Raw genomic sequence first — 25,968 nt, forward strand, 5'->3', positions numbered from 1 at the left:
TGGATCATGCAGTCAAAGTCACCCCTGCATCATCTTTCTGATGATAAGATCATCATCCTGTGATCAGCTGCCTGTTTATTGGACAGCTTTCTCTGTTTTAAAATTTACACCCCTTTTCAAGTTTTAACGGGGTGTGTATAACAATGAACCAATAGAGAAAACCAAGAAGCATAGGAAAATTTCGTAAAAACACGTTAAACTATGCGCCAGTCAATGCAGTTAATATGTCGCTTGAGACAGATAAAAAGGTGAAAATTGATGCCGCTCAATACAGTTGAAGAACTTGTAGCAGACATCCGTGCAGGGAAAATGGTCATCCTGATGGATGACGAAGACCGTGAAAATGAAGGCGATCTTGTGATTGCTGCTACGCATGTCCGCCCTGAAGACATCAATTTCATGATCACTCATGCACGTGGACTGGTTTGTCTGACTTTAAGCCGTGAACGCTGTCAGCAACTGAATCTGCCTTTAATGGTCGACGCCAACGGCGCACAGCATGGTACAAATTTCACGCTTTCCATTGAAGCAGCAAACGGCATTTCTACAGGAATTTCACCTGCTGAACGTGCCCATACCATTCAGACTGCTGTAGCGGCACATGCAAAACCGGCTGATATTGTACAGCCTGGACATATTTTTCCATTGATGGCACAGCCTGGTGGTGTGCTGCACCGTGCAGGACATACCGAAGCCGGTTGTGATTTATCACGCCTGGCTGGACTTGAACCTGCTTCAGTGATCTGCGAAATCATCAATGAAGATGGTACAATGGCACGTCGTCCAGACCTGGAAGTTTTTGCTGAAAAACATGGCCTGAAAATTGGTACCATTGCAGATCTGATTCATTATCGCATGACCAATGAACAGACTGTGGAACGTATTGATCAGCAAAGCATTGACACAGAATATGGTGCATTTGAACTGTACCGTTACCGCGAAGTCGGTAACCCGGACATTCACCTGGCACTCGTGAAAGGCGAACCGAAAGAAGGCATCACCACTGTACGCGTTCATGGCTTCAGCCCTGCACGTGACCTGTTAAAACTGAATAAACAGGAAGGTGAACCGGCCTGGAATCTGGACCGTGCACTGAAAACTGTTGCTGCAAGCGACCGTGGTGTGCTGGTATGGATTGGTCAGCGTCATCTTCAGGATCTGGGTCCTGCACTGGACAGTCTGACTGCACCGAAGAAAACCAAATCGAGTGCGGCACTGTCTCAGCAGTATCAGACCATTGGTGTTGGCGCACAGATTTTACGTGATTTAGGTGTTGAAAAGATGAAGCTGCTCAGCTCACCTTTACGCTTCAACGCTCTATCTGGATTTAACCTGGAAGTGGTGGAATATGTCACCGCTCATCAAACATCTGAAAAATAATCGAGGTTGCTATGGCGATTCGCCGAATTGAAGGTTTATTACATCTCGCGAGCGAAGGCCGTTACGCGATCCTGGTTGGTCGTTTCAACAGTTTTGTTGTTGAACACCTGCTTGAAGGTGCAATTGATACACTGAAACGTCATGGTGTGTCAGAAGATAATATCGAAGTTGTTCATGCACCAGGTGCATGGGAACTTCCTGTTGTCGCTAAAAAACTCGCAGCTGCGGGCCGTTTTGACGCAGTGATTGCATTAGGTGCAGTCATTCGTGGCAGTACACCGCACTTCGACTTTGTTGCCGGTGAATGTGCCAAAGGTCTGGGCGTTGTTGGTCTGGACACTGGCTTACCGGTAATTAATGGCGTATTGACTACGGACAGTATTGAACAGGCGATTGAACGCTCAGGTACAAAAGCAGGTAATAAAGGCAGCGAAGCTGCACTTACTGCTATTGAAATGGTTAACTTGTTAAAGGCTATCTAAAGCATGTCGCAAACACTCCAGGCAACCTATGCAGCAAAACGGAAAGCACGCCGTTTTGCCGTGCAGGGCATTTATGAATGGCAAATGAGCCACAATCCTGTACATGAAATTGAAGCCCGTACCCGTGCTGAAAATGCCATGCACAAAGTGGATCTTGGCTATTATCATGAACTGCTGACCCAGGTGGTTGCCAGCACTGAAGAACTGGATGCTCTGCTTGTTCCTGTTCTTGACCGTGAAGTTACAGCACTGGATGGCGTTGAACTTGCAACGCTCCGTCTGGGTGCTTACGAACTGAAAGAACATCTGGAAATTCCATACCGTGTGGTACTGGATGAATCCATTGAACTGGCAAAACACTTCGGTGGTGCAGACAGTCATAAATACATCAATGGTGTACTTGACCGCCTTGCAACATCACTGCGTGCAGCAGAAAAACAGCAATCCAACTGATCCGAAAGATTGCTGATGGCTGAGTTTTCAATTATAGACACCTACTTTAAACAACATCACAACAGTGGTGCTGATCTTGGTGTCGGCGATGACTCAGCCCTGCTCACGCCACCTGCAGGACAACAGCTGGTGATCTGTGCAGATACACTGGTTGCTGGCCGGCATTTCCCTCTCGATACTTCTGCACATGCCATTGGCTGGAAATCTGTTGCTGTCAATTTATCTGACATAGCCGCAATGGGTGCAAAACCACACAGCATTTTACTGGCACTGAGCTTAGACCATATTGATCACGAATGGCTGAAAGGTTTCAGCCAGGGTCTTTACGACTGCTGTAATCAATATGGTGTAAGCTTAATTGGTGGAGACACCACCCAAAGCCCTCATCTGACCATTTCTGTCACTGCCCTCGGCTGGATTCAGCAAGATCGTGCTGTACAGCGTTCCGGTGCAAAGCCTGGTGATCTGATCTGTGTCAGTGGCACACTTGGTGATGCAGCATTTGGATTACAGCATCTGGGACATCCACTGCAGCAGCGGCTGGATTACCCGACTCCACGCTGTCAGCTGGGTTTTCAACTCCAGGGACTTGCCTCCAGCATGATTGATGTCTCTGATGGTCTGGCTCAGGATCTGGGGCATATTTTAAAAGCATCCGCATGTGGTGCAGTGCTGGAACTGACCCAGTTACCTGTTCACACGGAAATAAAAAAATTACAACACGAAAAGCAGTGGCAATATGCGCTGGCGGGTGGCGATGACTATGAGTTATGCTTTACAATCAACCCGCAGAATTATGAAAAACTTTTGCAACAACAATTAGATGTCAATATTACGATAATTGGACAAATTACCAGTAAATTGGGATTAACTTATCAGCAGAATGGCATAGATTACTCCATTCAATTTCAAGGGTATCAGCACTTTGCATAAACCACCCATCAACTTCCGCAGTATGAACTGGTTCGACCGCTGTGTCGTATTCAGTGGTGTCGGTTTTGGTTCTGGTCTTGCTCCAAAAGCACCGGGTACCTTTGGTTCAGCTTTTGCCCTGCTGTTTATTCCTTTATGGCTTGCTTCCGGATTTCAACTCAGTGTACTGCTGATGATCCTGATGTCCTTTAGTGGTATTTACATTTGTGACCGAACCGCTAAAGTCATGGGCGTTCATGATGATGGCCGGATTGTCTGGGATGAATTTGCAGGACAGTCCATCACATTTTTACCCCTGATTTACATGGGAATAATGAACTGGATGTGGGTACTGGTCGGATTTATTCTGTTCAGACTGTTTGATATCTGGAAACCCTGGCCTATCCGTGTAGCTGACCAGCAGGTCGGTGGCGGTTTTGGCATCATGCTTGATGACATCATCGCGGGTATATGGGCTGCACTGTGTATCTGCATTTACTTATATTTTACTATTGCTTAAACGTTGTACCTGGAAAAATACATGTCAACTAACGTTATTATTCTTGCCGCTGGTAAGGGAACGCGAATGCGCTCCAGCTTACCCAAAGTATTACAACTACTGGCGGGTCGCCCTTTACTTGGTCATGTGATCGAAACTGCAAAAAAACTGAACGCAGATAATATTATTACGATTTTTGGACATGGCGGTGAGCTGGTACAACAAGCCTTTGCCGCAGAAAATGTACAATGGGTTGAGCAGGCAGAACAGCTGGGTACAGGTCATGCTGTTAAAGTGACCTTACCGGTCTTACCTGCAGATGGCATTTCTCTGATTCTGTCTGGAGATGTTCCATGTATTACCCAGGACACGCTTAAAAAACTGCTGGATGCCTCCACCTCTACAGGTATTGGTCTCGTGACCCTGACGGTCGCAGATGCAACTGGCTATGGTCGTATTGTGCGTGAAAACGGTAAAATCCAGGCCATTGTTGAACATAAAGATGCGTCTGAAGAACAGCGTAAAATCAAAGAATTTAACACTGGAATCTATGCGGTCAGTAATGCAAAACTGCATCAGTGGCTGCCACAGCTGTCCAACGACAATGCTCAGGGCGAATATTACCTGACTGATATTGTCGCTATGGCGATTGCTGATGGACTGGAAGTGGCTTCTGTAGAACCAGAACGTGCTTTTGAAGTTGAAGGTGTAAACGACCGGATTCAGCTTGCCGCTCTGGAACGCGAATTTCAGCAGTATCAGGCAAAACAGTTAATGCAGCAGGGCGTGCATTTAATTGACCCTTCACGTTTTGATCTACGTGGCAAACTGAATGCAGGTTCAGATGTCCGTATTGATATCAATGTGATTATTGAGGGTGAATGTACCTTTGGCAACAATGTTGAAATTGGTGCAGGCTGTATCATTAAAAATACAGACATTGCAGCAGGAACAAAAGTTCAGCCATACAGTGTCTTTGAAAATGCCGTGATTGGCAGCGATGTGCAGATTGGACCCTTTGCCCGTCTTCGCCCAGGTGCGAAACTTGCTGACGAGGTTCATATCGGTAATTTTGTCGAAGTTAAAAACACACATATCGGTACAGGTTCAAAAGCCAATCACTTTGCCTATCTGGGCGATGCAGAAATTGGTGCAGGTTCAAATATTGGGGCAGGAACCATCACCTGTAACTATGATGGGGCAAATAAACATAAAACCATTATTGGCGACAATGTGTTTATTGGCACCAACAACTCACTTGTGGCACCTGTCAGAATTGGCAATGGTGCAACCACGGGTGCAGGCTCTACAATTACACGCGATGTTGCAGATCACAGTTTAGCTGTCGAACGTTCAAAACAGTTCGAAAAAGAGAACTATCAACGTCCCCAGAAGATTAAGAAATAAGAGGATTCACCTATGTGCGGTATTGTTGGCGGCGTTGCTGAACGCAGTATTACCAATATTCTGATTGAAGGTCTGAAACGCCTTGAATATCGTGGCTATGACTCTGCTGGACTTGCACTGATCAATCAGGGGCAGGTACTGCGTGAACGTAAGGTGGGGAAAGTTGCCAACCTTGAGCAGGCTGTTTCAGAAGCTGATCTTGCAGGTGCCCTCGGTATTGCTCATACCCGCTGGGCGACACACGGCAAACCGACTGAAAATAATGCCCATCCTCATATTTCTGGTAATGTTGCCGTTGTTCATAACGGTATTATTGAAAATTATCAGGAACTGAAAGATGACCTGGAAGCGCTGGGTTATGTATTCACTTCACAGACTGATACCGAAGTCGTTGCCCATCTGGTCAATGATGCCCTGAAATCCACACCAAGCCTGCTTGAAGCAGTACGCCAGGTCGTTCCTCAGCTGAAAGGTGCGTATGCACTTGGAATTGTTCACACAGATCACCCTAATGAGTTGATTACTGTCCGTGAAGGTTCTCCGCTTGTCATTGGTGTTGGTATTGGTGAAAATTTCATCAGCTCTGACCAGCTGGCTCTGCTGCCGGTGACCAACCGTTTCATCTACCTCGAAGAAGGTGATATTGCACGCCTGACCCGTAGCAGTATTGAAATTTTTGTTGACGGTAAACGTGTTGAACGTCCTGTAAAAGAACTGGACGCGACTATAAGCAACGCATCTAAGGGCGAATACAAGCACTACATGCTCAAAGAAATTTATGAGCAGCCAGAAGCAATTCAGCAGACAATTTCTCAGGCACTGAACGGCAATGCATTACGCTCAGATTTCCTGAAAAATGCCGAAACAGACTTCAGTAATATTCAACAGGTGCAGATTATTGCCTGTGGTACCAGTTACCATGCAGGAATGATTGCAAAATACTGGTTTGAACAGCTGATCAATCTGCCATGTCAGGTCGAAATCGCGAGTGAATTCCGCTACCGTACACCTGTGATTGTGGGTCAGACCCTGTATGTGTGTATTTCACAGTCTGGTGAAACCGCAGATACTTTAGCTGCTCTGCGTGATACGCAGAAACGCGCTGCTGCTAAAGAGCTGAACATCACCACCATGACCATCTGTAATGTCGCTACATCATCCATGGTCCGTGAAACCAATCACAGCCTGCTGACTTTAGCGGGTCCTGAAATTGGTGTTGCATCGACCAAAGCATTTACGACTCAGCTGGCGGCATTAATGCTGCTGGTGCTGAAAATCGGTCAGATCAAACAGTCCATCACTGAACAGCAGATTGCAGACATCACGACAGATCTGTGGCATACACCAAAAGTGATTTTGGATACTTTACAGAACGACAAAGAAATTCTGCGTCTGTCTGAACTGTTCAAAGAAAAACAGCACTGTCTGTTCCTGGGACGTGGCACGGAATTCCCAATTGCGCTGGAAGGTGCACTGAAGCTGAAAGAAATTTCCTACATTCATGCTGAAGGTTATGCTGCCGGTGAACTGAAACATGGACCACTGGCACTCGTGGATAATGATATGCCTGTAGTGATCCTGGCGCCGAAAGATGATATGCTGGATAAATTAAAATCCAACATGGAAGAAGTTCAGGCCCGTGGTGGTGAACTTTTTGTATTTGCTGATGAAAACAGCGGTATTAAAGGCAAAGACCGCCAGCACGTTGTGCATGTTCCATCTATCAATCCGATTCTGGCACCGATTGTGTACAGTATTCCGGTACAGCTGTTGTCCTATCATGTTGCGGTCTTACGCGGTACGGATGTAGACCAGCCACGGAACCTGGCAAAATCAGTCACCGTCGAATAATCCTGATCAAGAGGGCTGAAATTTCAGCCCTTTTTTCACTGTATTTTTAAGAGAAAAAAGATGTCTGAACTCACCTGTTTTAAAGCTTATGATATCCGCGGTAAACTCGGCTCAGAATTAAATGAAGATATCGCCTACAAAATAGGACGTGCCTACGGTCAGATTTATCAGCCCCGCACTATCGTGATTGGCAGCGATGTCCGCCTGACCAGCGAAAGCCTGAAGCAGGCAACCATTCAGGGTCTGAACGATGCTGGGGTCAATGTACTTGATCTGGGCATGACGGGAACAGAAGAAGTCTATTTTGGTGCTTTCCACCTGGATGTTCAGGGCGGAATTGAAGTGACCGCCAGTCATAATCCAATGGATTATAACGGGATGAAGCTTGTCCGTGAAAACTCACGACCTATCAGTGCAGATACAGGACTGAAAGATATTCAGAAACTTGCTGAAAGTGCTGAATTTAGAGAAGCAACGCTGAAAGGCAGTACTCAGAAATACAATATTCTGCCTGAATTTACTGAACATCTGATGAACTATATTGACCCTGCCAGAATCCGGCCATTAAAACTGGTGGTCAACGCAGGCAATGGTGCAGCAGGTCATGTCATTGATGCCATTGAAGAAAAATTTAAGGCATTACAGATTCCTGTTGAATTTATTAAAATTCATCATGATCCTGATGGCACATTCCCAAATGGTATTCCCAACCCGATTCTGATTGAAAACCGGGGCAGCACATCTGCTGCTGTGCTGGAACATAAAGCAGATATGGGTATTGCCTGGGATGGCGACTTTGACCGCTGTTTCCTGTTTGATGAAAAAGGACAGTTTATTGAAGGCTATTACATTGTCGGTCTTCTGGCTCAGGCTTTCCTGCTGAAACAGGCTGGTGAAAAAATTGTGCATGATCCACGACTGGTGTGGAATACCCTGGATATTACTGAGCAGTATCAAGGCATCGCGGTACAGTCCAAATCAGGACATGCTTTTATTAAAGATGTAATGCGTGAACACAATGCTGTTTATGGCGGTGAAATGAGTGCCCATCATTATTTCCGTGATTTTGCATATTGTGACAGCGGCATGATTCCATGGTTACTCGCGGTATCGGTTCTTTCTGAAACCAGACAGACTCTGTCATCCCTGGTTGAAGATATGATTCAGAAATTCCCATGCAGTGGTGAAATCAATTTCAAAGTCCAGGATACTCAACAGACCATTCAGAAAATTTTCGATTACTTTGCCGATCAGCAACCTGCCATTGACCGTACTGATGGAGTCAGTCTGGACTTTGGCGCATGGCGTCTGAATGTACGTGCATCCAATACCGAACCGTTATTACGTCTGAATATTGAAAGCCGCCGTGATCAGAACCCTCAACCAATGCAGCATTATATTGATTTGCTGACCAGCCTGATTCAGGGCTGATCAACAAAAAATAAGGAGTCATTAAGACTCCTTATTTTTCTGATAACAATAAAATCCGTTATTTATTGTTCCAGTAAAATTTTCAGTAACCCCTGGGTAGAGGCATCGAGTGCGGAAAGATCCTGCTGCTCTCTGTTCAGTATCGGTAGCAGCTGATTAGCGATTTCCTTCCCTTTTTCCACACCCCATTGGTCAAAAGGATTGATATCCCACAACACCGACTGAACAAAAACTTTATGCTCATATAACGCAATCAGCATACCTAAGCTATGTGGATTCAGCTCTTTTAACAATAAAGTACTGCTGGGCTGATTCCCTGAATATTGCTTATATTTTTCCAGCTGACTCAGTTCTGACGGATCAAGTGCCTCATTGCCAAATGCCAGCAGTCTGGATTGAGCCAGACAGTTGGAAAGTGCCAGATGATGCTGCTCAATCAATGCATCCGCATTTTCCGCATAAGTAAACTGATTGGCGTTGTAGCGTTGAACCGGTGCAATAAAGTCACAGCTGACGGCATGAGTTCCCTGATGCAGCAACTGATAAAATGCATGCTGCGCATTAGGTCCAACCTCGCCCCAGACAATTGGACAGGTGTCCATACTGACCCGTATATTATTTCGCTGAATCGATTTACCGTTGGATTCCATTTCCAGCTGCTGTAAATAAGACGCAAAATATTTCAGTCGACCATCGTAGGGCAAAACAGCATGTGTCTGAATATTCAGAAAATTATTATTCCAGACGCCCAGTAAGCCCATCAGCACAGGAATATTTTTTTCAAATGGCGCAGACTGAAAATGCTGATCAACTTCATATGCCCCAGCCAGCAACTGTCTGAATCCATCCATACCAATACTGAGTGCTATCGGCAGTCCAATACACGACCACAGCGAGTATCTTCCTCCCACCCAGTCCCATAACTTCAGCTGGTTTTCAGGAGCAATTCCCCATGCTGTCATTTTTTCAGGCTTGGTCGAAATCCCAATAAAATGGTGCTTCAGAATCTGAGGCTGATGTCCCAGCGCTTTTTCAAGCCACAATCTGACCGTCTGTGCATTGGATAAAGTATCAATGGTACCAAATGACTTGGAAGAGATAATAAACAGCGTTGTTTCAGGGCGGAGTCTGTGCAGCAGTTCTGATAACTGACTGCCATCCATAGTGGATACAAAATGTACATCCAGTGGCTTAACCGTCGGTTTCTTAAAATCAGACAGCGCCTGAGTCACCATCAGAGGTCCAAGGTCAGATCCACCGACCCCAATATTCACCACGTCCTGAATGACTTCACCTGTTGAACCACGACGCTGACCCTTATGTATCTGTTCAACCAGAACAGCCATACGCTCCAGTTGTGTATGCACCTCGCTTGCCAGTTCTGGACAGTTCTGATCATGCACTGGCAACCTTAAAGCCCAGTGCATAGCCGCACGCTGTTCGGTATAGTTAATTTTTTCCTGTGAAAACAGTCGTCGGATCCAGCCTGACAGATCCCGTTCTGTAGCAAAACCGATCAGTGCATCCATCACCTTTTTATCAATCCGATGCTTGCTGAAATCAAAACATACCTGATTCAAGCGTTCAGAAAAATGTTCAAACCGTAATGGATCCTGTGCAAACAACTCATTCAGATGACGGGTTTCAAAGGCAGTTTTCAGTTGATTCAGTTCGAACAGACCCGATGAAGACGGTTCAGATATATCTGTCCCAGAATGTGCAGTCATCAACGGCCAACTCCCATATAAGCAAATCCTTGAGATTTCACATATTCAGGATCATAAATATTACGCCCATCCAGTAACAGCGGATGTGTCATTCTTTTTAACAGTTCTGTGTAATCCAGGCTGAAATACTGTTTCCATGCAGTCAGTACGCATAGACCATGTGCACCATCCACTGCCTGATACTGATTTTCACACAGAATCAGATCAGGACGTTCACCATAGATCTGCCTGATCTCGTTTAATGCCTGAGGATCATGCAATGCCACTGCCACCCCCTGCGCCCATAATGCTTTTAACATCACATGGATCGGGGAATGCTGTACTCTTGTGGTGTTTTCCTTAAATGATGCACCCCAGATAGCAAGACGTTTACCCTGAAGATCACCCTGATAATAATTCCAGAATTTCTGAAACATCAGTTCTTTCTGCTGCTCATTAATTTCCCAGACCTGAGAAAGTAATCTGCTTTTTACACCTGTATTGGTCACAGTATTAGCGAGCGTCTGAATATCATGAGTAAAATTCTCACCACCAAAGCCTGCCCCAGGATACAGATAAGATGCCCCTATTCGACTGTCGGCTGCCATTCCCTGACGCACATGGGAAATATCAATCCCCAGCTTTTCTGCAACCACAGCCAGGTCATTGATGTAACTGATCCTGGTTGCCAGCATACCTGAGATACTCAACTTGGTAAATTCGGCATCCAAAACAGGCATAAACAGAAAATTCTGTTCCAGTGGAAATAAAGGTCTGAGCATCTCTTTCAGTCGGATCTGTGCTGCAGGATCTGTACAACCGGCCGTCAGCTGCTTCGCCTGAGTCAGACTGCGTAATGCATTACCTTCCTGAATGGTATCCGGTAAATAAATCCACTGATCATCAGGTAAAATTCTGCTGAAACGGTCAGTACCATTCAACCCCAGTGTTGAAGCATTGATCATCAGTTTAGGGTGAATAATCGGTCTGTGCTGCAACTGGGTCAACAACTCAAATGCAAGACTTTCTTCAGCTGGGCTGAAGCTGAAAATATAAGCATCCACAGTCAGTGGCAGTTCTGAAAACTCACAGAATTTCAGCCGCTCTTCCTGACGCTGCTGCTCCAGCAGTTGAGTAACAGACTCATCCTGAAAATGATAGTTTTCGGCATCAGATGAGCTGAAAATATTACACCAGTAGACGTCATGCCCACATTCAGCAAGTAAGGCTGACATAACACCTGAATAAAGTGTTTTACCAAAAACAGCAATCTTCATCGCAAAAATCCTGTGCTTTCTTAGAGCGGAAGTTCCTGAATCAGTGCCTTGAACTCATTGCCTAATTTAGGGTGCTCAATTCCATAATGCAGTACTGCTTTCAGATACCCCAGTTTACTGCCACAGTCAAAAGTCTGACCTTTCATACGATAGGCATCAACAGACTGTTCAAGCTGCAGGGCAGCAATCGCATCAGTCAGCTGAATTTCATTCCCCGCACCTTTAGGAGTATTTTCAAGCAGTTCCATAATTCGGGCTGGCAGAATATAACGCCCTACAACGGAGAGGGTGGATGGTGCAGTACCTATAGCCGGTTTTTCCACAATCCCCTGCATCACCACACTTTCACCCTCAGCAGGTGCTGCAGCCACATCAACAATTCCATACTGATCAACCATATGATCAGGTACGGCTTCAACCATAATCTGCGCATGCTTACGCTGTGAAAAATGGTCAATCATCAATGTCAAATCACTGGTATTGTCCTTCGACTTGACCAGTACATCCGGTAGCAGAACTGCAAAATCCTCCTGACCAATCACTTCTTTTGCACAGAGAACCGCATGTCCGAGACCTAAAGGTTGTGGCTGGCGGACACTGATCACACTGACATGTTCAGGTAAAATTTCTGTGATTTCTTTCAGCAGATCAAACTTTTTTTTCTGCTCAAGCGTAGTCTCAAGTTCAAAATTACGATCAAAATAATTTTCAATCGAAGCTTTGGAAGAATGTGTCACCAGAATAATCTGTTCAATTCCTGCTTCAACAGCTTCTCTGACGACATATTCAATTGCAGGACGGTCAACAACTGTCACCATTTCTTTGGGAATGGATTTACTGGCAGGTAAAAAACGGGTACCCAGACCAGCGACAGGGAGTATGGCTTTTCTGATTGTCATGCAATTTCCTGAATGTACAAATGAACAGGCTTAGTTTACCTGAATTTCTTTACCACGTTGATAGCCATCCACATAGTGTTCAAGCTGCGATAAAGCCCAGTCAATATCCTGCTGTGTCGCGGTCAGCTCGTTGATCCGTTCAAAAACTTTCATCAGCTCATCCAGCGGATAATGCTTTTCAAATGATCTTAAAATCCGGCTGTGATCAGTGACTTCAGTATCTTCCTGGTCAATCAGCAGTTCTTCATACAGTTTTTCACCTGGACGCAGGCCGGAATATTTAATTTCAATATCGCCATCAGATGAACCCTCTTCACGTACACGCAGTCCACTCAGGGAGATCATCTGTCTTGCCAGATCCTGAATACGCACAGGCTCGCCCATATCCAGCAGGAATACATCACCACCCTGCCCCAGTGCACCGGCCTGAATCACCAGCTGTGATGCTTCTGGGATCGTCATAAAATATCGAGTGACATCGGGATGTGTCACAGTTATTGGACCACCTTTAGCTATCTGCTGTTTAAACAAGGGTACCACTGAACCTGATGAACCCAGTACATTACCAAATCGAACAATACTAATTTGTGTCTGATCTTGAGCTTCAGCCATTGCCTGACAATAAAGTTCAGCCATCCGTTTCGACGCGCCCATAACATTGGTCGGTCGTACAGCTTTATCCGTCGAAATTAGAACAAAGGTTTCAACTGCATTTTTTACAGCAGCATTCAGGCTGAATGCGGTGCCAAGAGCATTATTCTTCAGACCAGAAATCGGATTGCACTCGACCAGTGGAACATGTTTATAGGCCGCTGCGTGATATACCGTCTGTACGCTGTACTGCTGAATAATACGTTCGAGCTTCGGCTGATCCAACACCGTTCCAAGAATAGGAATAATTTCAATCTGAGTTTTTAAACGCAGTTCCTTATCTATACTGTACAGGGCAAACTCAGTCAGTTCAAAAATAATCAGTTTCTTCGGCTGATTTTTCACAATCTGTCGGCATAATTCAGACCCGATAGACCCCCCTGCGCCTGTGACCATCACTACTTTATTTTTAATATTCTTTGCCAGTAATTCTGCAATAGGTGGAACAGGATCTCGTCCTAACAGATCGATAATATCCACTTCCTGAATATCTGAAACGTGAATATCACCATCAACAAGCTTTGTCAGACCAGGAATTTCTGTAATTTTTAAATGTACAGGTTCAAGAAATTTAATGATTTCACTTTTTCTGACCCGCCCTACAGAAGGCAAAGCAATCAGAATTTCATCAATCTGTTGTTTTTTCAGCTGTTTAAGACTGTTTCCTGCATCAAAAACCCGTAACCCACCAATAATCTGACCGGATAAAGAAGTATCGTCATCAATGAAAAAAACCGGTAAATGCTCATCCGAACGGTACAGCGTTGCAGCGACCTGTTGACCTGCATAACCTGCGCCATAAATAGCTACTCTTTTACGCGGCACATCAGATGACAAATGGGACTTGACCAGCATACGGATCGCAGCCCGACTGAACCAGATCCATGAAAACATCATGAAACCGAACATAATCGGAATGGAAGTCGGAATGAATGCGTGTGTCAGATAGGCAAGTAGATACAAGCCAGCAACAGTAACAAAAGTCGCCAAACCTAACTTAAAAATAAACGCTTCATTGAATGTACGGACAATGAAACGGTAAACCCCACAAATAATCAATGCAACTGTAGTGATCAGACTCACCCAGACCGCACCAAAATCAAGACGAGGAACAACCTCCGCACCTAAATTAAATTCGCGGATGGCATAACACAACCAGATCAGTGCAGGAAACACACAAAAATCTATAAGAATTAAAAAAGCCTGTTTTGCCAGTCTGGGCGCAGCAGCCAATGAGATAATAATTGATTTCACAGAAAACTTCTTTTCGGCCTGACGTTCTTATCCATTTTTAATGCAGTACATACATTAATTGATGGATACCCTCACAATATCGTTATTTTTAATATACAGATACATTAAATATGTATCTGTATAGACTGATTTTTTCCTGTTAAAGCTGACCAATAACCTGCTGAATTACTGTAACAGTTTTATTCAGGCTGGCTTCACTCAGCGTTGGATGAACCAGAAACATCAGACTGGTTTCACCCAGCTGCTGCGCATTCTCAAGACGCTTTTCCGGTCGCCATGGTGTATTGTCAAAAGCATGCTCAAGATAGACTTCCGAACATGATCCACTGAAACATGGAACACCCTGTGCATTGATTTCCTGCATAATCCGGTCACGTGACCACCCTTCAGGTAATGCATCTATATTGACCTGAACATAACATTTATAACAGGCATGTACATAATCCTGCGATGGACGGTGTACTGTAAAAAATGGACTGTCATCAAATGAAGTCAGAATCTGATTCATGTTCTGAGTTCGTTTTGCTGTCCACTCAGGCATACGGGTCAGCTGAATTCGACCAAGTACTGCCTGCATTTCCATCATTCGCCAGTTTGTACCGAATGAGTCATGTAACCAGCGGAACCCTGGCGGATGCTGTTTGTTGTAGACACTGTCATAATTTTTACCATGGTCTTTGTATGACCACATTTTTTTCCACAACGTTTCATCATTGGTTGTGACCATTCCACCTTCACCGCCAGTCGTCATGATTTTATCCTGACAGAAAGACCATGCTGAGATATGTCCAATTGAACCTGCAGATTTACCTTTATACTTAGCCCCATGCGCCTGTGCACAATCCTCGATGACATACAGACCTTTTTCTTCAGCCAACTGCATGATTGGGTCCATATCACACATCCACCCTGCAAGGTGAACACAGATGATGGCTTTAGTTTTTGTACTGAATACAGCATCTATAGTGCGACGGGAAATATTCTGCGAATCAGGTTCTACATCTGCAAATACAGGCGTTGCACCTGCTGTAATAATTGAGCTGACTGAAGCGAGAAAGGTTCTGGAGGTCACAATCACTTCATCGCCAGGACCGATGTTTAATGCTTTCAGCGCAACATCAAGTGCTACGGTACCGTTGGCAAGTGCAACTGCATACTCAGATTCTGCGAACTGTGCAAATTCTTTTTCAAATTCACGGCATTCCTGACCCGTCCAGTAATTCACCTTATTTGAAAGTAATACTTGAGATACAGCATCCGCCTCTTCCTGAGTGAAACTTGGCCACGGTTCAAATGCAGTGTTTAACATATTATCTGTCCTGATTTCTGAGCGGTTTAAACTCTTATTTCTTCTCTAAAATTCGTGCCGGGTTACCGACAACAGTCACGCCTGGTGGTACGCTTTTCGTTACAACAGCCCCCATTCCCACCACCGCCCCTTTACCAATCACTAAAGGCTTATCCGGCGTACCCTGCTTAATAACTGCGCCTGTTCCGATATAGGCATGGTCTTCGATATGAATATTACCATTACATTTTACACTCGGTGCAAAAGTAACATAATCGCCAATCACACAATCATGCGCAACATAACTATAAATATTGGCATGGAAAAACTTGCCAATTTTTATATTTGAAGTCAGACATGTAAATGGGCAGAGTAAACTGCCTTCACCAATTTCCACTTCATCCAGAATTACTGTATTCTCAGCTTTCACTTCCAGATGCTGAATGCTGTCTTCATTTAAACGTAATACAAGTTTTTCACGAACGATGCTGTTTGCAATAGCAATTGTAACTGATTTTGAAACTGCTTTATGTGATTTGAAATCATGATAACTTAGTATTGGATATCCATTCAGATCTGTTCCTGCTTGCCCATCATCAATAAAAACAAAGCATTCTTTTTCTATATGAGGGAATTGTTGGCGCACCAAAGGCATTACTTCTTTACCAAAACCGCTGGCACCATACACTCCATACAATTCAACTGTCATTCTGTTTTTCCTTTTCATGTGTACCAGTAAAACGAGTCATCGTTGCTTCGCCCTCTGCACTGATATCGTCTTTTGCAATCACTTTATGTACGGTTTTAAACATAATTTTAAAATCAAGCAAGGTGGATCGGTTCTCTACATACCAGGTATCCAGCTTAAATTTTTCTTCCCAGCCAATCGCATTACGTCCATTCACCTGGGCATGACCCGTCATGCCTGGGCGCACATTATGGCGTTTTGCCTGTTCTTCATTATATAAAGGTAAATACTCCATAAGTAATGGTCGAGGACCAACAATACTCATATCACCTTTAATTACATTCCACAGTTCCGGCATTTCATCCAGACTGGTTGAGCGCAGCATTTTACCAAAAGGCGTTAATCGCTCACTATCGGGTAAAGGATTACCTTGTGCATCCACCCCATCTTTCATGGTGCGGAATTTAATCATTTCAAAAGGTTTGCCGTTCAGACCTGGACGTACCTGACGAAACAGAACAGGAGATCCCAGATTCTTTTTTACTTTACGTGCCACGATAAAATACAAGGGTGACAGCAAAATCAGAGCAATAGAGGCGATGATGATATCGAGTATTCTTTTCATTAATCAGTCCTCATCGTTCAAAACAACATTTACAAGTTTTTCTGCAATCTTTGTATAATCCAAATTCTGAATAACATAATTTTTACCATTATCCCCCATCTCATGACGCTCACTGTCACTTAAACTGTATAACTGTATAACTGCGTCAACAATAAGTTCGGGATCTTCTGCCTCAATTCTGATACCAGCATTTGCAAGTTCTACCACATCCCCTTTACCGGAAAATGCATGAATAATAGGTTTTGCAGAAAAAAGGTATTCCGGTAATTTATTCGGAGCAATCCCAAATCTATAAAGAGAATTCTTCTGCCACCCTATATAACAAACATCAAAATAAGCCAACATAGACTGAATCTGCTTTTTAGGTATCGCATCAATAAAAGTAACATTACTTAAGCCTAAGGATTTAACTTTATTGACCAGATCTTCTTTTTCTTTACCCGCACCTACTAATACAAAATGAATATCTTTTTGTTGCTTCGACAGTGATTTTGCAGCTTCAATTAAATCATCAATTGCATTCGCAACTCCTATAGTCCCAGTATAGCCCACAATGAATTTATCATTTGGAATTTGATTAATAATATCAATATTCAATGGTTCTCTATGTGTCACTTCTTCCAAAGAAATCCCATTGGGAATCCAATGAAACTTAGCTCTGTCAAGACCTCTTGTTTGCATATGCTCTACGGCATTAAACAGATTGGAAAACACAAAATCAGCTTTTTTATAAGCTCTGTCTTCTATCCATTGCATAAAACGCACAAAAGGATGTTGAGGAGAGTGACCACCTAGCTCAATCCATGTTAGAGGCCAGATATCCCGTACTTCAAAAATAAATTTTGCTTTAAATTTATTAGAGAGATATTTTGCCCCAAGATAGCCAACAAGTGATGGCGATGAATAAAGAACAATATCTGGTTGATGTTCCATTAAAGGCGGTAATTTTTTTAATGCCCATGAAAATCTAAACCAGTTAATGACTCGCTGCTTACTGTGAGCTTCCTCATATTTTGGTAAATTTATCCATACGAATGAAAAGTTTGGTGCAATAGCCTCCAAGAGATAGGGAGATTTAAATTGTTTAGGTTTTCGTAATAAATGACTGTACCCACCTGCAATGACATAAACCTGATGCCCCATTTTAGCTAATTCAGAGGCAATATAATAATGTCGTCCACCCATTGCAGTCTCAGGAGTAGAACTGTATTGATTAACAATCCAAAAAGTTTTCTTAGTATTCATACGCTACACACTAATCAAAATAACAGCACACTTAATGCTGTTTGTAAATAACAATTTCAGCATATTATGATTTAAATTATTAATACAAAAATCCTCATTCAAAAATTAACAACTCATTTTCTTTCATCAAAAACATCTGCATGAATTTTATAAAAATATTACGAATCCTCACAATAAAAAGAAGAATAATCATTGATTACATTTTCAGAAATAAAAGGAAGTAAAAGTTTCTTTAACTCAAAATCAGATATTTTTATATCTTTATCCAATAAATTGTTTAATGCCTCTGAAATACTAATACAATCACATGGGTCAACGGTATAAAGAATATTTTCATTACTGAACAAACCATCTATTCCTTGATTTTTTGAACATATGGCAATACAACCTTGACTGATAGCCTCAATATAGACCATACCAAAAGTCTCTAAAAAGGATGGTACCAATAATATATTAGAAGAACGATACTTCAACAAAAGCTCTTCTTTAGGAATTTTATCTAAAACAGACACCCAATCAGGTATTGAATTAATCTGACAGATCTTTTTAAAATCTGTCACACTACCCCCAATAAATTCAAGCTGAAAATCCCCTCTTAAGTTATAAAGAGCAGAGCAAGAATTAAAAACTGCCATAATATTCTTATTAAGATCAAAACTGCCTACAAACAAAATCTTTTTGTTATTAATGCTTAAATTATCAAAATAATAAATATTATCAACCCAGTAATCATTTATCGGATTTGGTATAAATTTAAACTTATTTGAATTTTTTTCTAAAAATAGTGTTTTTTCACCATTTTTCATTAACACTAAGCTAGGAAAATAAATATATTTAGACTTACTTGCTATCAATCTGAAAAACAATCTTAAATGATAGCCGTATTTAAAAAATATAGACACATCAGTAGTTCTTACAAAAGTACTAAATACTGTTCCAAAAATAAAATAAAGATACAAACACAATACACCATCAGACCAAAAAGTATAAGACAAAGCTTTGCTTTCCTTCATATCTATCTTATAAAATTTTATTTTGGAAATAATCATAAAAATAATTATTAGTGATTTTATTATTGGAAAAAATTTCATGTACTTATTAACATAAAAATATTCAACAATAATATTATTTTTACTAATATTATTTCTACCAATAAGCCCCCTATTGCTACAAGGTACAAAAATATAATGATTAATATTGCTGTATTTTCTTGATAATTTTAAAATAACTTCACTATGAACCTTATTTCCAGTGAAATTATTACAAATATAAATATAAGATTTCATGCACACCTTCAATCATATATATTCTTTATTTAAAACCTTCATAAAAACGATGCCTTACATGAAGGTGACTCCCCACCATACTATTTATATATCATTTATTTTTTAGATCAAAAATATCATGATTCTCCAATAATTTACGATAGGAAAATATCATCTTCTGCTCCTGAACCTCCCAAGAGTTTTCGCATGCCACATCATAAGCATTTTTCTTCATAGACACCAAATCTCTAGTCAAAAAATCATCAACCGCTTGATTAATACCTTTTGAAGAAAAATCACTAATTACTACCCCCATATTATTCTTAACTACTAATTCAGACATATCTTTCATATTAGAGACCAAAACAGGTAAACCCGCCATAGAATATTCGAATAGTTTATTAGGCATACAATAATAGTAAGATAAACAAGTATTTTCGATTAAAGAAATACCTAAGTCAGCTGATGAAGTATATTCCAGCACAACCTGTGGTGATACTGCTGGGAAAAAGAAAATATTATTATAATTTTTAGCTAAATCAGTTATATCTTTCTCTAATTCACCATATCCCATAAAAACAACCACAACTTTGTCATCTTTTCTATCTCTAAATGCATCTAAAATTAAATGAATACCTCTACCATAAAATAAACCACCTTGATAAATTAATATGATTTGATCTTCGCGAATATCCAACTGCTCCCTGAAATGGTTATTTTTTTTCATTTCTCTTTTATTTGGTGCATTTAAAACAACAGGAGGACGTTTGATGTCATATTCTTTTTGATACCAATCAGCAATACTTTCACTAACAACTATTGTCATATCAACATGTTTTATCAACTTTGACTCAAAAAATCTGCTTATTTTCTTCCTTACTCCTTTTAAGCCATTACGCTCCACCTCAAGCTCGTGGGTGTCATAAATTAATATTGCTTGAAAGCAATATTTTAAAAAAAGTCCAAATGGAAGCATACTCAAAGAATGAATGTTTATCATTTTTATATTTTTATCTTTATAATAATTATAAATTGAAAAACAAAACTCTATATACTTTATGACTTGCATAAAAAGACTTTTATTTAAACTTCTACTCCTTAAAGAAAACCTTTTCAACTCTCTCTTATTGTCATAATTAAATTCACTATCCAACCCTTCCTTGTATAAAGCTGCAATATATAGCTTATCCACAATACCAGAATCAACTAAGCTTTTAGTCTGCTTCAAAACACGACTTGCATTTGTGAATTCATTCAAACTTATATGAAGATTTCTCATAATCACTTACTCACACATTATCAATTAATTGGAAATAAGAATATTTCATTGCACATTACTTCCATAAAAGCTTTATCTGACATAACTTAACTTCAATTTTTTCATTGAAATAAAAACAAAAACTAACGTGATTATAATAAGAGTAATATTTAATATAAAATTAGAAAAACTTGTAACTGACAACGATCTAAAATACAAAATCACCCACACATAGTAACCTGCTCCGATAGGAAGCTCTCTAAATTTCAAAATAATGCTATCTAGAATTCTTAAAACAAAACCTATAAAAAATGAAAATGGTGCAATAAAAATTGGGCCGAAATTAGCGTAAATCTCTGCCCAATAAACTGTTGGCATAGTTCCAACAATTCCTAATTGTTCTAACTGAGGGTTTACCCAATTCATAACCAATACGGTTAGCCTAACAGGCTCATATGGAAATATTCCCTTTGGATTAGGAAAACTTTTCCCATAAAGAAAATCATAATGTTCAGGAAATAATTCCAAATAAAAATATGCTGGTGTAATACTTCCTGTAAAAGTTCTAGATAATACTGAGTTAAAAGCATCCGACACCGACAAACTTTTCATAAAAAACATATACATACATATTAATATAGAAAATATTGGAATTGAAATTTTGAATATTGATTTAATAGGAATTAAACCCTTCCTACAAATAATCGTATTTACTAAAAACATTCCTACAATTAACCAAATTAAAGGGGCTTTTTCTGTAGCCATTAATGCAATAAATCCATTAACTACAAACAAGAATAAGACAACATATAAATCTTTTTTATTATGAAAAACCAACCATTGTGCATAGAAAGAGAATAATAGAAATTTTAAAATATCTTCCATAAAAATACTGTATAAAAAATATGAACCTTCAAAATTATTCCCCATATCACTTCTTAAGCTTTGTATTCCACTTTTACTTTCAAAAGAAAAAATATTAAAAATAGCAATTTCAGGAACAGCTTTAATATAGAGATAAAGAAAAACAATCCCGATAACAATGAATATGTATGATTTTAATCTTTGTATATTATTAATTTTTTTTATTCTTTCAATAGAAAAATGTGAATCAGCTAAAGATAAAGTTTTTTTAGCAACCCCTCCTCCTAGCATTATAAAAAAAATTGATAGTGAGGAAAAAAACCAAACCAAGAATATAGTTTCCCTATCAATGACTCCATTTGAAACTCTCAACGGATCCATATGGAAAAATAAAAATATTATCCCTATATATGCAAAGACAAAAATGCTAATTAAAAGAAAATTTAAAATTCCAACCTTAAGAATACTTTCTTTAAATATATATTTATACACATATAGTGCTAAAACCGGGAATAGAAAAAAAAGAATTACGAACAAAAATTCAAACATTTGATTCTCTTCCAATTTTCAAATTAAATATATATTTAAACAATATCACTCTATTAAATACCTCTTTTTTTTACAGCCCAAATCACAACAAGCATATAAATAAAATAAAATAAAAAACCTGAGAAAATATAATAATCAATAACAAATTCACTCCCAATCCATGCTAAAGCAAATAAAACACCGACACGAATTAGAAAACCAAAAACTTGTAAAATTAAAGCAATTTTTTGAAAGCCAACGATATGCAACGCCATTGAAATGGGTGATGATAAAATTTGCATAAAATACCACGGTATCATTATTAAAATATACTTACCCAAACCCGCCCACTCAATCCCAAAAATAAAATCAAATATAAAAGAACTAATTAAAGCCAATAAAACAAAAGGGATAATGATAATTTTAAATATTTTAATTAGAATAGAAATTGTATAATCATATAATCCTCCATTTATATAATAATGTGGAGCTTGCGACAAATAAACCTGTGACATTGAACTTCCAATTAATGTCATAGGCACACCCAAAAGCTTCATTGCCATCATTAAATAACCAACCTCAGAGCCAGCTAAAAAACCTGCTATAACTATCAATGGCAACTGAATTGCACTTGAGTTTGCTAATGCTTCAAAAGTTGAATATTTAGGAAATTTACTATATTTATGAAAAGTCTTTTTTATTGATGCACTCTTCACTTTTCTTAAATCTTTCTTAGCATCGGCTGCCAATTTAAATATTCCGCCAGAAAAGTTTAAAATTTGCCCTAATATTAAACCCCAAAATCCCCCCCAAACCAACCCAGTTGAAAGGCTTACCCCATTACCCAAAACTGCTTGAGTCATTCGTGTTTGAGAAATATCTTTAAATCTTTTATGACGTGTTGTCCAATATTGTAATGCAGAATATAACCCTGAAACAAAAACACCAAGTGGAATCAACCAAATCCAGTAAGATAATTGATCAATTATTTTATATTTTTGAATATATGGATGACTTATTATAAGAAATATATAAAGAATAATGGTGAGAATAATATTACTAAGTAATGATAATAATAATAAAGCTTTCCCGTCACTTTCATTTTCCGGTATTGGAATAGCAATATCAAACCTTAAACATGAAATTACGGCAAAAATTGAAACAATAGCAACATATACACCCAAGACAGAATAGTCTTCAGGAGTATACAAACGTGTCAAAATTGGTAAGCACAAAAATCCTATCAATTGGGCAAATGCTGTACCACCAACCAACACAGATACAGCCTTTAAAAAGCCCCCTTGCGCATTTAACTTTGCATTAACTTTTTCAAGAAGGCTTTTCACTACTTATTTACTCAAAAGTGCTGCAACAATTTTTTCTTGAGCTTCTACAGTCAAGTAAGGATGCATCGGCAAACTCATCACACGTTCAGCAATTGCATCACCAACAGGTAAAACAGCATCATTTGCAACAGCAGGCTGTTTATTCAGTGGAATTGGATAATGTACCGCTGTAGGAATACCCTGCTCTTTTAACTTTGCTTGTACATCATCACGATTTTCCACTTGAATGGTATATTGCGCCCAAGCACTTTGGTTATATTCTTCAATAAATGGGGTGGTTAAAATACCTGCCTCATTAAAAAGTTTTGTATAGGTTTCCGCAACACGTTGACGTGCCTGCATTTCATCATCCAGAATTTCTAATTTTGGAAGTAAAATTGCAGCCTGCAAAGTATCTAAACGACTGTTCATTCCTACACGAACATGATGATAACGACGATCCTGCCCATGGCGTGCGATCTGACGAATAATTTTTGCCAATTCATCGTCATTGGTAAAAATTGCGCCACCATCACCATAACAACCCAAAGGCTTACTTGGGAAAAAGCTTGTACATGCTACCGTACTTAAATTACAACTTTTACGGCCTTTATAGGTTGCACCAAAACTTTGCGCAGCATCTTCGATTACGGGTAAATTATACTTAGCCGCAATTGCATTAATGGCATCAAAGTCAGCACACTGACCATATAAACTAACAGGAATAATCGCTTTAGTACGTGGCGTAATCGCTGCTTCCAGCTTTTCAATATCCAGGTTATATGTTTTTGGGTTTACATCTACATAAACAGGGGTTGCACCTAACACAGCAACCGTTTCAGCTGTTGCAATATAGGTAAATCCTGGGGTAATCACTTCATCGCCAGAACCGATTCCAAATGCCATCTGCACAATTTGTAATGCATCAGTACCATTTGCACAGCTGATACAATGCTTTGCACCTACATAGGCTGCGAGTTTTCCTTCCAACTCTTTAACTTCAGGTCCAAGAATATACTGACCATGGCTCAATACATTCTGAATCCCCGCTTCAATTTTATCTTTTAAGCGTTCCTGCTGTGCTTTTAAATCAATAAATTCAATCATTTTTGTGCCTGTTGTTTTGTTACATTCTGACCATCCAAACGGTAAATTGCACCTGTATGTGAGCAAGTGGTTTCTGCTTGACCAGCCACAGGTAAATCAAGCTGCTCACCAAACTCACTCATCCAGCCAATCTGTTTCGCAGGAACTCCAACCATTAAGGCATAGGCTGGTACATCCTTATTAACTACTGCACCTGCACCTACAAATGAATATTCACCAATAGTCACACCGCAAACAATCGTACAGTTTGCCCCCAAAGTCGCACCTTTTTTCACCAGGGTATTGCGATATTGATCTTTGCGTTCAATTAAAGAACGTGGATTGTAGACGTTTGTGAACACCATACTTGGACCACAAAAAACACCTTCTTCCAAAGTCACATTGTCATAAACAGAAACATTATTCTGTACTTTACAATGATCGCCAATCACAACTTTGTTACCGACAAAGACGTTTTGCCCCAAGGAAACGCCTTGTCCAATTCTGGCACCACCGCACACATGTACAAAATGCCAGACACGAGAGTTCTCACCAATCTGAGCACCCTCGTCAACAATTGCACTTTCATGTTGATAAAAACTCATCGTGTTTCCCCTTTTATTATTTTACTTTTGCTAACAACGGATGCGGATTACCTGGATTTTCAACAATCGGAGCAATACGAATCACTTCTACTGTTTCAATAGCAGCACGGTTTTCTTCAACACCGTAGCCTTTACCAGCAAGAATACGCTCATAACTTTGCGTATGAAGATCCGTAAAACCACCTGAAAATTCAAGCTCTTCATTCTCAATTGTAATACTGCGATAAGTCAGTTTTTCACCTTTCACCGCATTTGATGGCAAATTGTTTGCATCAATAGACAAGAACCAGCGTACACGTGCACGCTCATATTCCAGATAACCTGAAGCTGTCTTTTCATCACGGAAATGCACTTCATTTTTTACGATATCACCAAAGATGAAATGCAACATGTCATAAAAATGCACACCAATATTGGTTGCAACACCACCAGACTTGTTATCTACACCTTTCCATGATTTTAAGTACCATTTACCACGAGAAGTCAGATAAGTTAAATCAACATCGAAAATTTTTCCTTCAGGTGCTGCCTGCACTTTGTCACGCAATGCAATAATTGAAGGATGTAAGCGTAACTGCAAAATTGAGTTTACTTTTGCACCATACTGTTTCTCATATTGAGATAGCATGTTGAGGTCTTCTGAATTTAAAACCAATGGTTTCTCACAAATCACTTCAATACCATTTTTGAGTGCATATTTCATGTGAGGTGCATGTAGATAGTTCGGTGAACAGATCGCAACGTAATCGAGTTTTTCACCTTTTAATTTCTGATCTTCCACATACGCTTCAAATTCTTCAAATTCAGTAAAAAATTCAGCTTCAGGGAAGTGGCTATCCATAATCCCGACAGAATCATTAATATCCATTGCAACAGCTAAAGTATTACCTGTTTCTTTAATCGCCTTTAAATGACGTGGAGCGATATAACCAGCAGCACCAATAAGAGCAAACTTTTTCATAATTCAATACTTTATAAATTGATTTTTA

At 40.2% G+C, this 25,968-nt stretch carries 23 protein-coding genes; 8 read left to right on the top strand and 15 right to left on the bottom strand.

What is annotated here, in order from left to right; translation table 11 throughout:
- Positions 1–258: 258 nt before the first annotated feature.
- From ribBA to CDG61_RS16915, 8 genes are read left to right on the top strand one after another with little or no spacing between them, the layout of a single operon-like run.
- A complete protein-coding gene (gene ribBA, locus CDG61_RS16880) occupies positions 259–1,380 on the top strand; it encodes a bifunctional 3,4-dihydroxy-2-butanone-4-phosphate synthase/GTP cyclohydrolase II (RefSeq protein ID WP_087512984.1) in 1,122 nt (373 codons plus the stop codon).
- An 11-nt stretch (positions 1,381–1,391) separates the two neighbouring features.
- Entirely contained in the window at positions 1,392–1,862 is a 471-nt protein-coding gene (gene ribE / locus CDG61_RS16885) for a 6,7-dimethyl-8-ribityllumazine synthase (RefSeq protein ID WP_087512983.1), read from the top strand.
- Between the two features lie 3 nt (positions 1,863–1,865).
- On the top strand, positions 1,866–2,315 hold the full coding sequence (gene nusB / locus CDG61_RS16890; RefSeq protein ID WP_087512982.1) for a transcription antitermination factor NusB: 450 nt from the start codon (positions 1,866–1,868) through the stop codon (positions 2,313–2,315).
- 15 nt (positions 2,316–2,330) lie between these two features.
- Entirely contained in the window at positions 2,331–3,248 is a 918-nt protein-coding gene (gene thiL, locus CDG61_RS16895) for a thiamine-phosphate kinase (protein WP_087551113.1), read from the top strand.
- A gap of 22 nt (positions 3,249–3,270) precedes the next feature.
- Positions 3,271–3,747: a phosphatidylglycerophosphatase A gene (locus CDG61_RS16900; RefSeq protein WP_118998486.1), complete on the top strand. Its 477-nt coding sequence runs from the start codon at positions 3,271–3,273 to the stop codon at positions 3,745–3,747.
- A 21-nt stretch (positions 3,748–3,768) separates the two neighbouring features.
- Positions 3,769–5,133 (top strand): bifunctional UDP-N-acetylglucosamine diphosphorylase/glucosamine-1-phosphate N-acetyltransferase GlmU, encoded by a 1,365-nt coding sequence (gene glmU / locus CDG61_RS16905; protein ID WP_118998487.1) that lies wholly within the window; start codon positions 3,769–3,771, stop codon positions 5,131–5,133.
- 12 nt (positions 5,134–5,145) lie between these two features.
- Positions 5,146–6,984: a glutamine--fructose-6-phosphate transaminase (isomerizing) gene (gene glmS / locus CDG61_RS16910; protein ID WP_087551112.1), complete on the top strand. Its 1,839-nt coding sequence runs from the start codon at positions 5,146–5,148 to the stop codon at positions 6,982–6,984.
- A gap of 60 nt (positions 6,985–7,044) precedes the next feature.
- Complete coding sequence (locus CDG61_RS16915) at positions 7,045–8,415, top strand: phosphomannomutase (RefSeq protein ID WP_087551111.1); 1,371 nt, start codon at positions 7,045–7,047, stop codon at positions 8,413–8,415.
- A 62-nt stretch (positions 8,416–8,477) separates the two neighbouring features.
- Here CDG61_RS16915 and pgi read toward each other — a convergent pair whose 3' ends face one another.
- From pgi to CDG61_RS16990, 15 genes are all read right to left on the bottom strand, one after another.
- Positions 8,478–10,142 (bottom strand): glucose-6-phosphate isomerase, encoded by a 1,665-nt coding sequence (pgi, locus tag CDG61_RS16920; RefSeq protein WP_087551110.1) that lies wholly within the window; start codon positions 10,140–10,142, stop codon positions 8,478–8,480.
- Positions 10,142–11,398, bottom strand: a complete 1,257-nt coding sequence (locus CDG61_RS16925; RefSeq protein ID WP_087551109.1) for a UDP binding domain-containing protein — start codon at positions 11,396–11,398, stop codon at positions 10,142–10,144. Before CDG61_RS16925 ends, pgi begins: the two co-directional genes overlap by 1 nt.
- Before the next feature lie 20 nt (positions 11,399–11,418).
- Positions 11,419–12,297: a UTP--glucose-1-phosphate uridylyltransferase GalU gene (galU, locus tag CDG61_RS16930; protein WP_087551108.1), complete on the bottom strand. Its 879-nt coding sequence runs from the start codon at positions 12,295–12,297 to the stop codon at positions 11,419–11,421.
- A 30-nt stretch (positions 12,298–12,327) separates the two neighbouring features.
- Positions 12,328–14,202: a polysaccharide biosynthesis protein gene (locus tag CDG61_RS16935; protein ID WP_087551107.1), complete on the bottom strand. Its 1,875-nt coding sequence runs from the start codon at positions 14,200–14,202 to the stop codon at positions 12,328–12,330.
- 139 nt (positions 14,203–14,341) lie between these two features.
- The gene (locus CDG61_RS16940; RefSeq protein ID WP_087551106.1) at positions 14,342–15,511 is read right to left on the bottom strand and encodes a DegT/DnrJ/EryC1/StrS family aminotransferase; all 1,170 of its coding nucleotides are present in this window, start codon (positions 15,509–15,511) and stop codon (positions 14,342–14,344) included.
- A gap of 34 nt (positions 15,512–15,545) precedes the next feature.
- Positions 15,546–16,199 (bottom strand): acetyltransferase, encoded by a 654-nt coding sequence (locus tag CDG61_RS16945; protein WP_087512945.1) that lies wholly within the window; start codon positions 16,197–16,199, stop codon positions 15,546–15,548.
- Positions 16,189–16,803 (bottom strand): sugar transferase, encoded by a 615-nt coding sequence (locus CDG61_RS16950; protein ID WP_087512944.1) that lies wholly within the window; start codon positions 16,801–16,803, stop codon positions 16,189–16,191. Before CDG61_RS16950 ends, CDG61_RS16945 begins: the two co-directional genes overlap by 11 nt.
- Positions 16,804–16,806: 3 nt before the next feature.
- Positions 16,807–18,048 carry a glycosyltransferase family 4 protein gene (locus CDG61_RS16955; RefSeq protein ID WP_087512943.1) on the bottom strand — a complete coding sequence of 414 codons (1,242 nt, stop codon included), beginning with the start codon at positions 18,046–18,048 and terminating at the stop codon, positions 16,807–16,809.
- Between the two features lie 158 nt (positions 18,049–18,206).
- The gene (locus tag CDG61_RS16960; protein ID WP_087551105.1) at positions 18,207–19,334 is read right to left on the bottom strand and encodes a glycosyltransferase family 4 protein; all 1,128 of its coding nucleotides are present in this window, start codon (positions 19,332–19,334) and stop codon (positions 18,207–18,209) included.
- 91 nt (positions 19,335–19,425) lie between these two features.
- Entirely contained in the window at positions 19,426–20,592 is a 1,167-nt protein-coding gene (locus CDG61_RS16965; RefSeq protein WP_087512941.1) for a glycosyltransferase, read from the bottom strand.
- Positions 20,593–20,664: 72 nt separating this feature from the next.
- Positions 20,665–21,984: an O-antigen polymerase gene (locus tag CDG61_RS16970; protein ID WP_087512940.1), complete on the bottom strand. Its 1,320-nt coding sequence runs from the start codon at positions 21,982–21,984 to the stop codon at positions 20,665–20,667.
- 53 nt (positions 21,985–22,037) lie between these two features.
- The gene (locus CDG61_RS16975) at positions 22,038–23,309 is read right to left on the bottom strand and encodes a lipopolysaccharide biosynthesis protein (RefSeq protein ID WP_087512939.1); all 1,272 of its coding nucleotides are present in this window, start codon (positions 23,307–23,309) and stop codon (positions 22,038–22,040) included.
- A 3-nt stretch (positions 23,310–23,312) separates the two neighbouring features.
- Complete coding sequence (locus tag CDG61_RS16980; RefSeq protein ID WP_087512938.1) at positions 23,313–24,395, bottom strand: DegT/DnrJ/EryC1/StrS family aminotransferase; 1,083 nt, start codon at positions 24,393–24,395, stop codon at positions 23,313–23,315.
- Entirely contained in the window at positions 24,392–24,979 is a 588-nt protein-coding gene (wbpD, locus tag CDG61_RS16985) for a UDP-2-acetamido-3-amino-2,3-dideoxy-D-glucuronate N-acetyltransferase (RefSeq protein WP_087512937.1), read from the bottom strand. The genes CDG61_RS16980 and wbpD overlap by 4 nt, the downstream gene beginning before the upstream one ends.
- Positions 24,980–24,995: 16 nt before the next feature.
- Positions 24,996–25,940, bottom strand: coding sequence for a Gfo/Idh/MocA family protein (locus tag CDG61_RS16990; RefSeq protein ID WP_087512936.1), 945 nt, complete (start codon positions 25,938–25,940; stop codon positions 24,996–24,998).
- Between the last annotated feature and the right edge of the window lie 28 nt (positions 25,941–25,968).

The sequence above is a fragment of the Acinetobacter sp. WCHAc010052 genome, assembly GCF_002165295.2.
Taxonomy (GTDB): domain Bacteria; phylum Pseudomonadota; class Gammaproteobacteria; order Pseudomonadales; family Moraxellaceae; genus Acinetobacter; species Acinetobacter chinensis.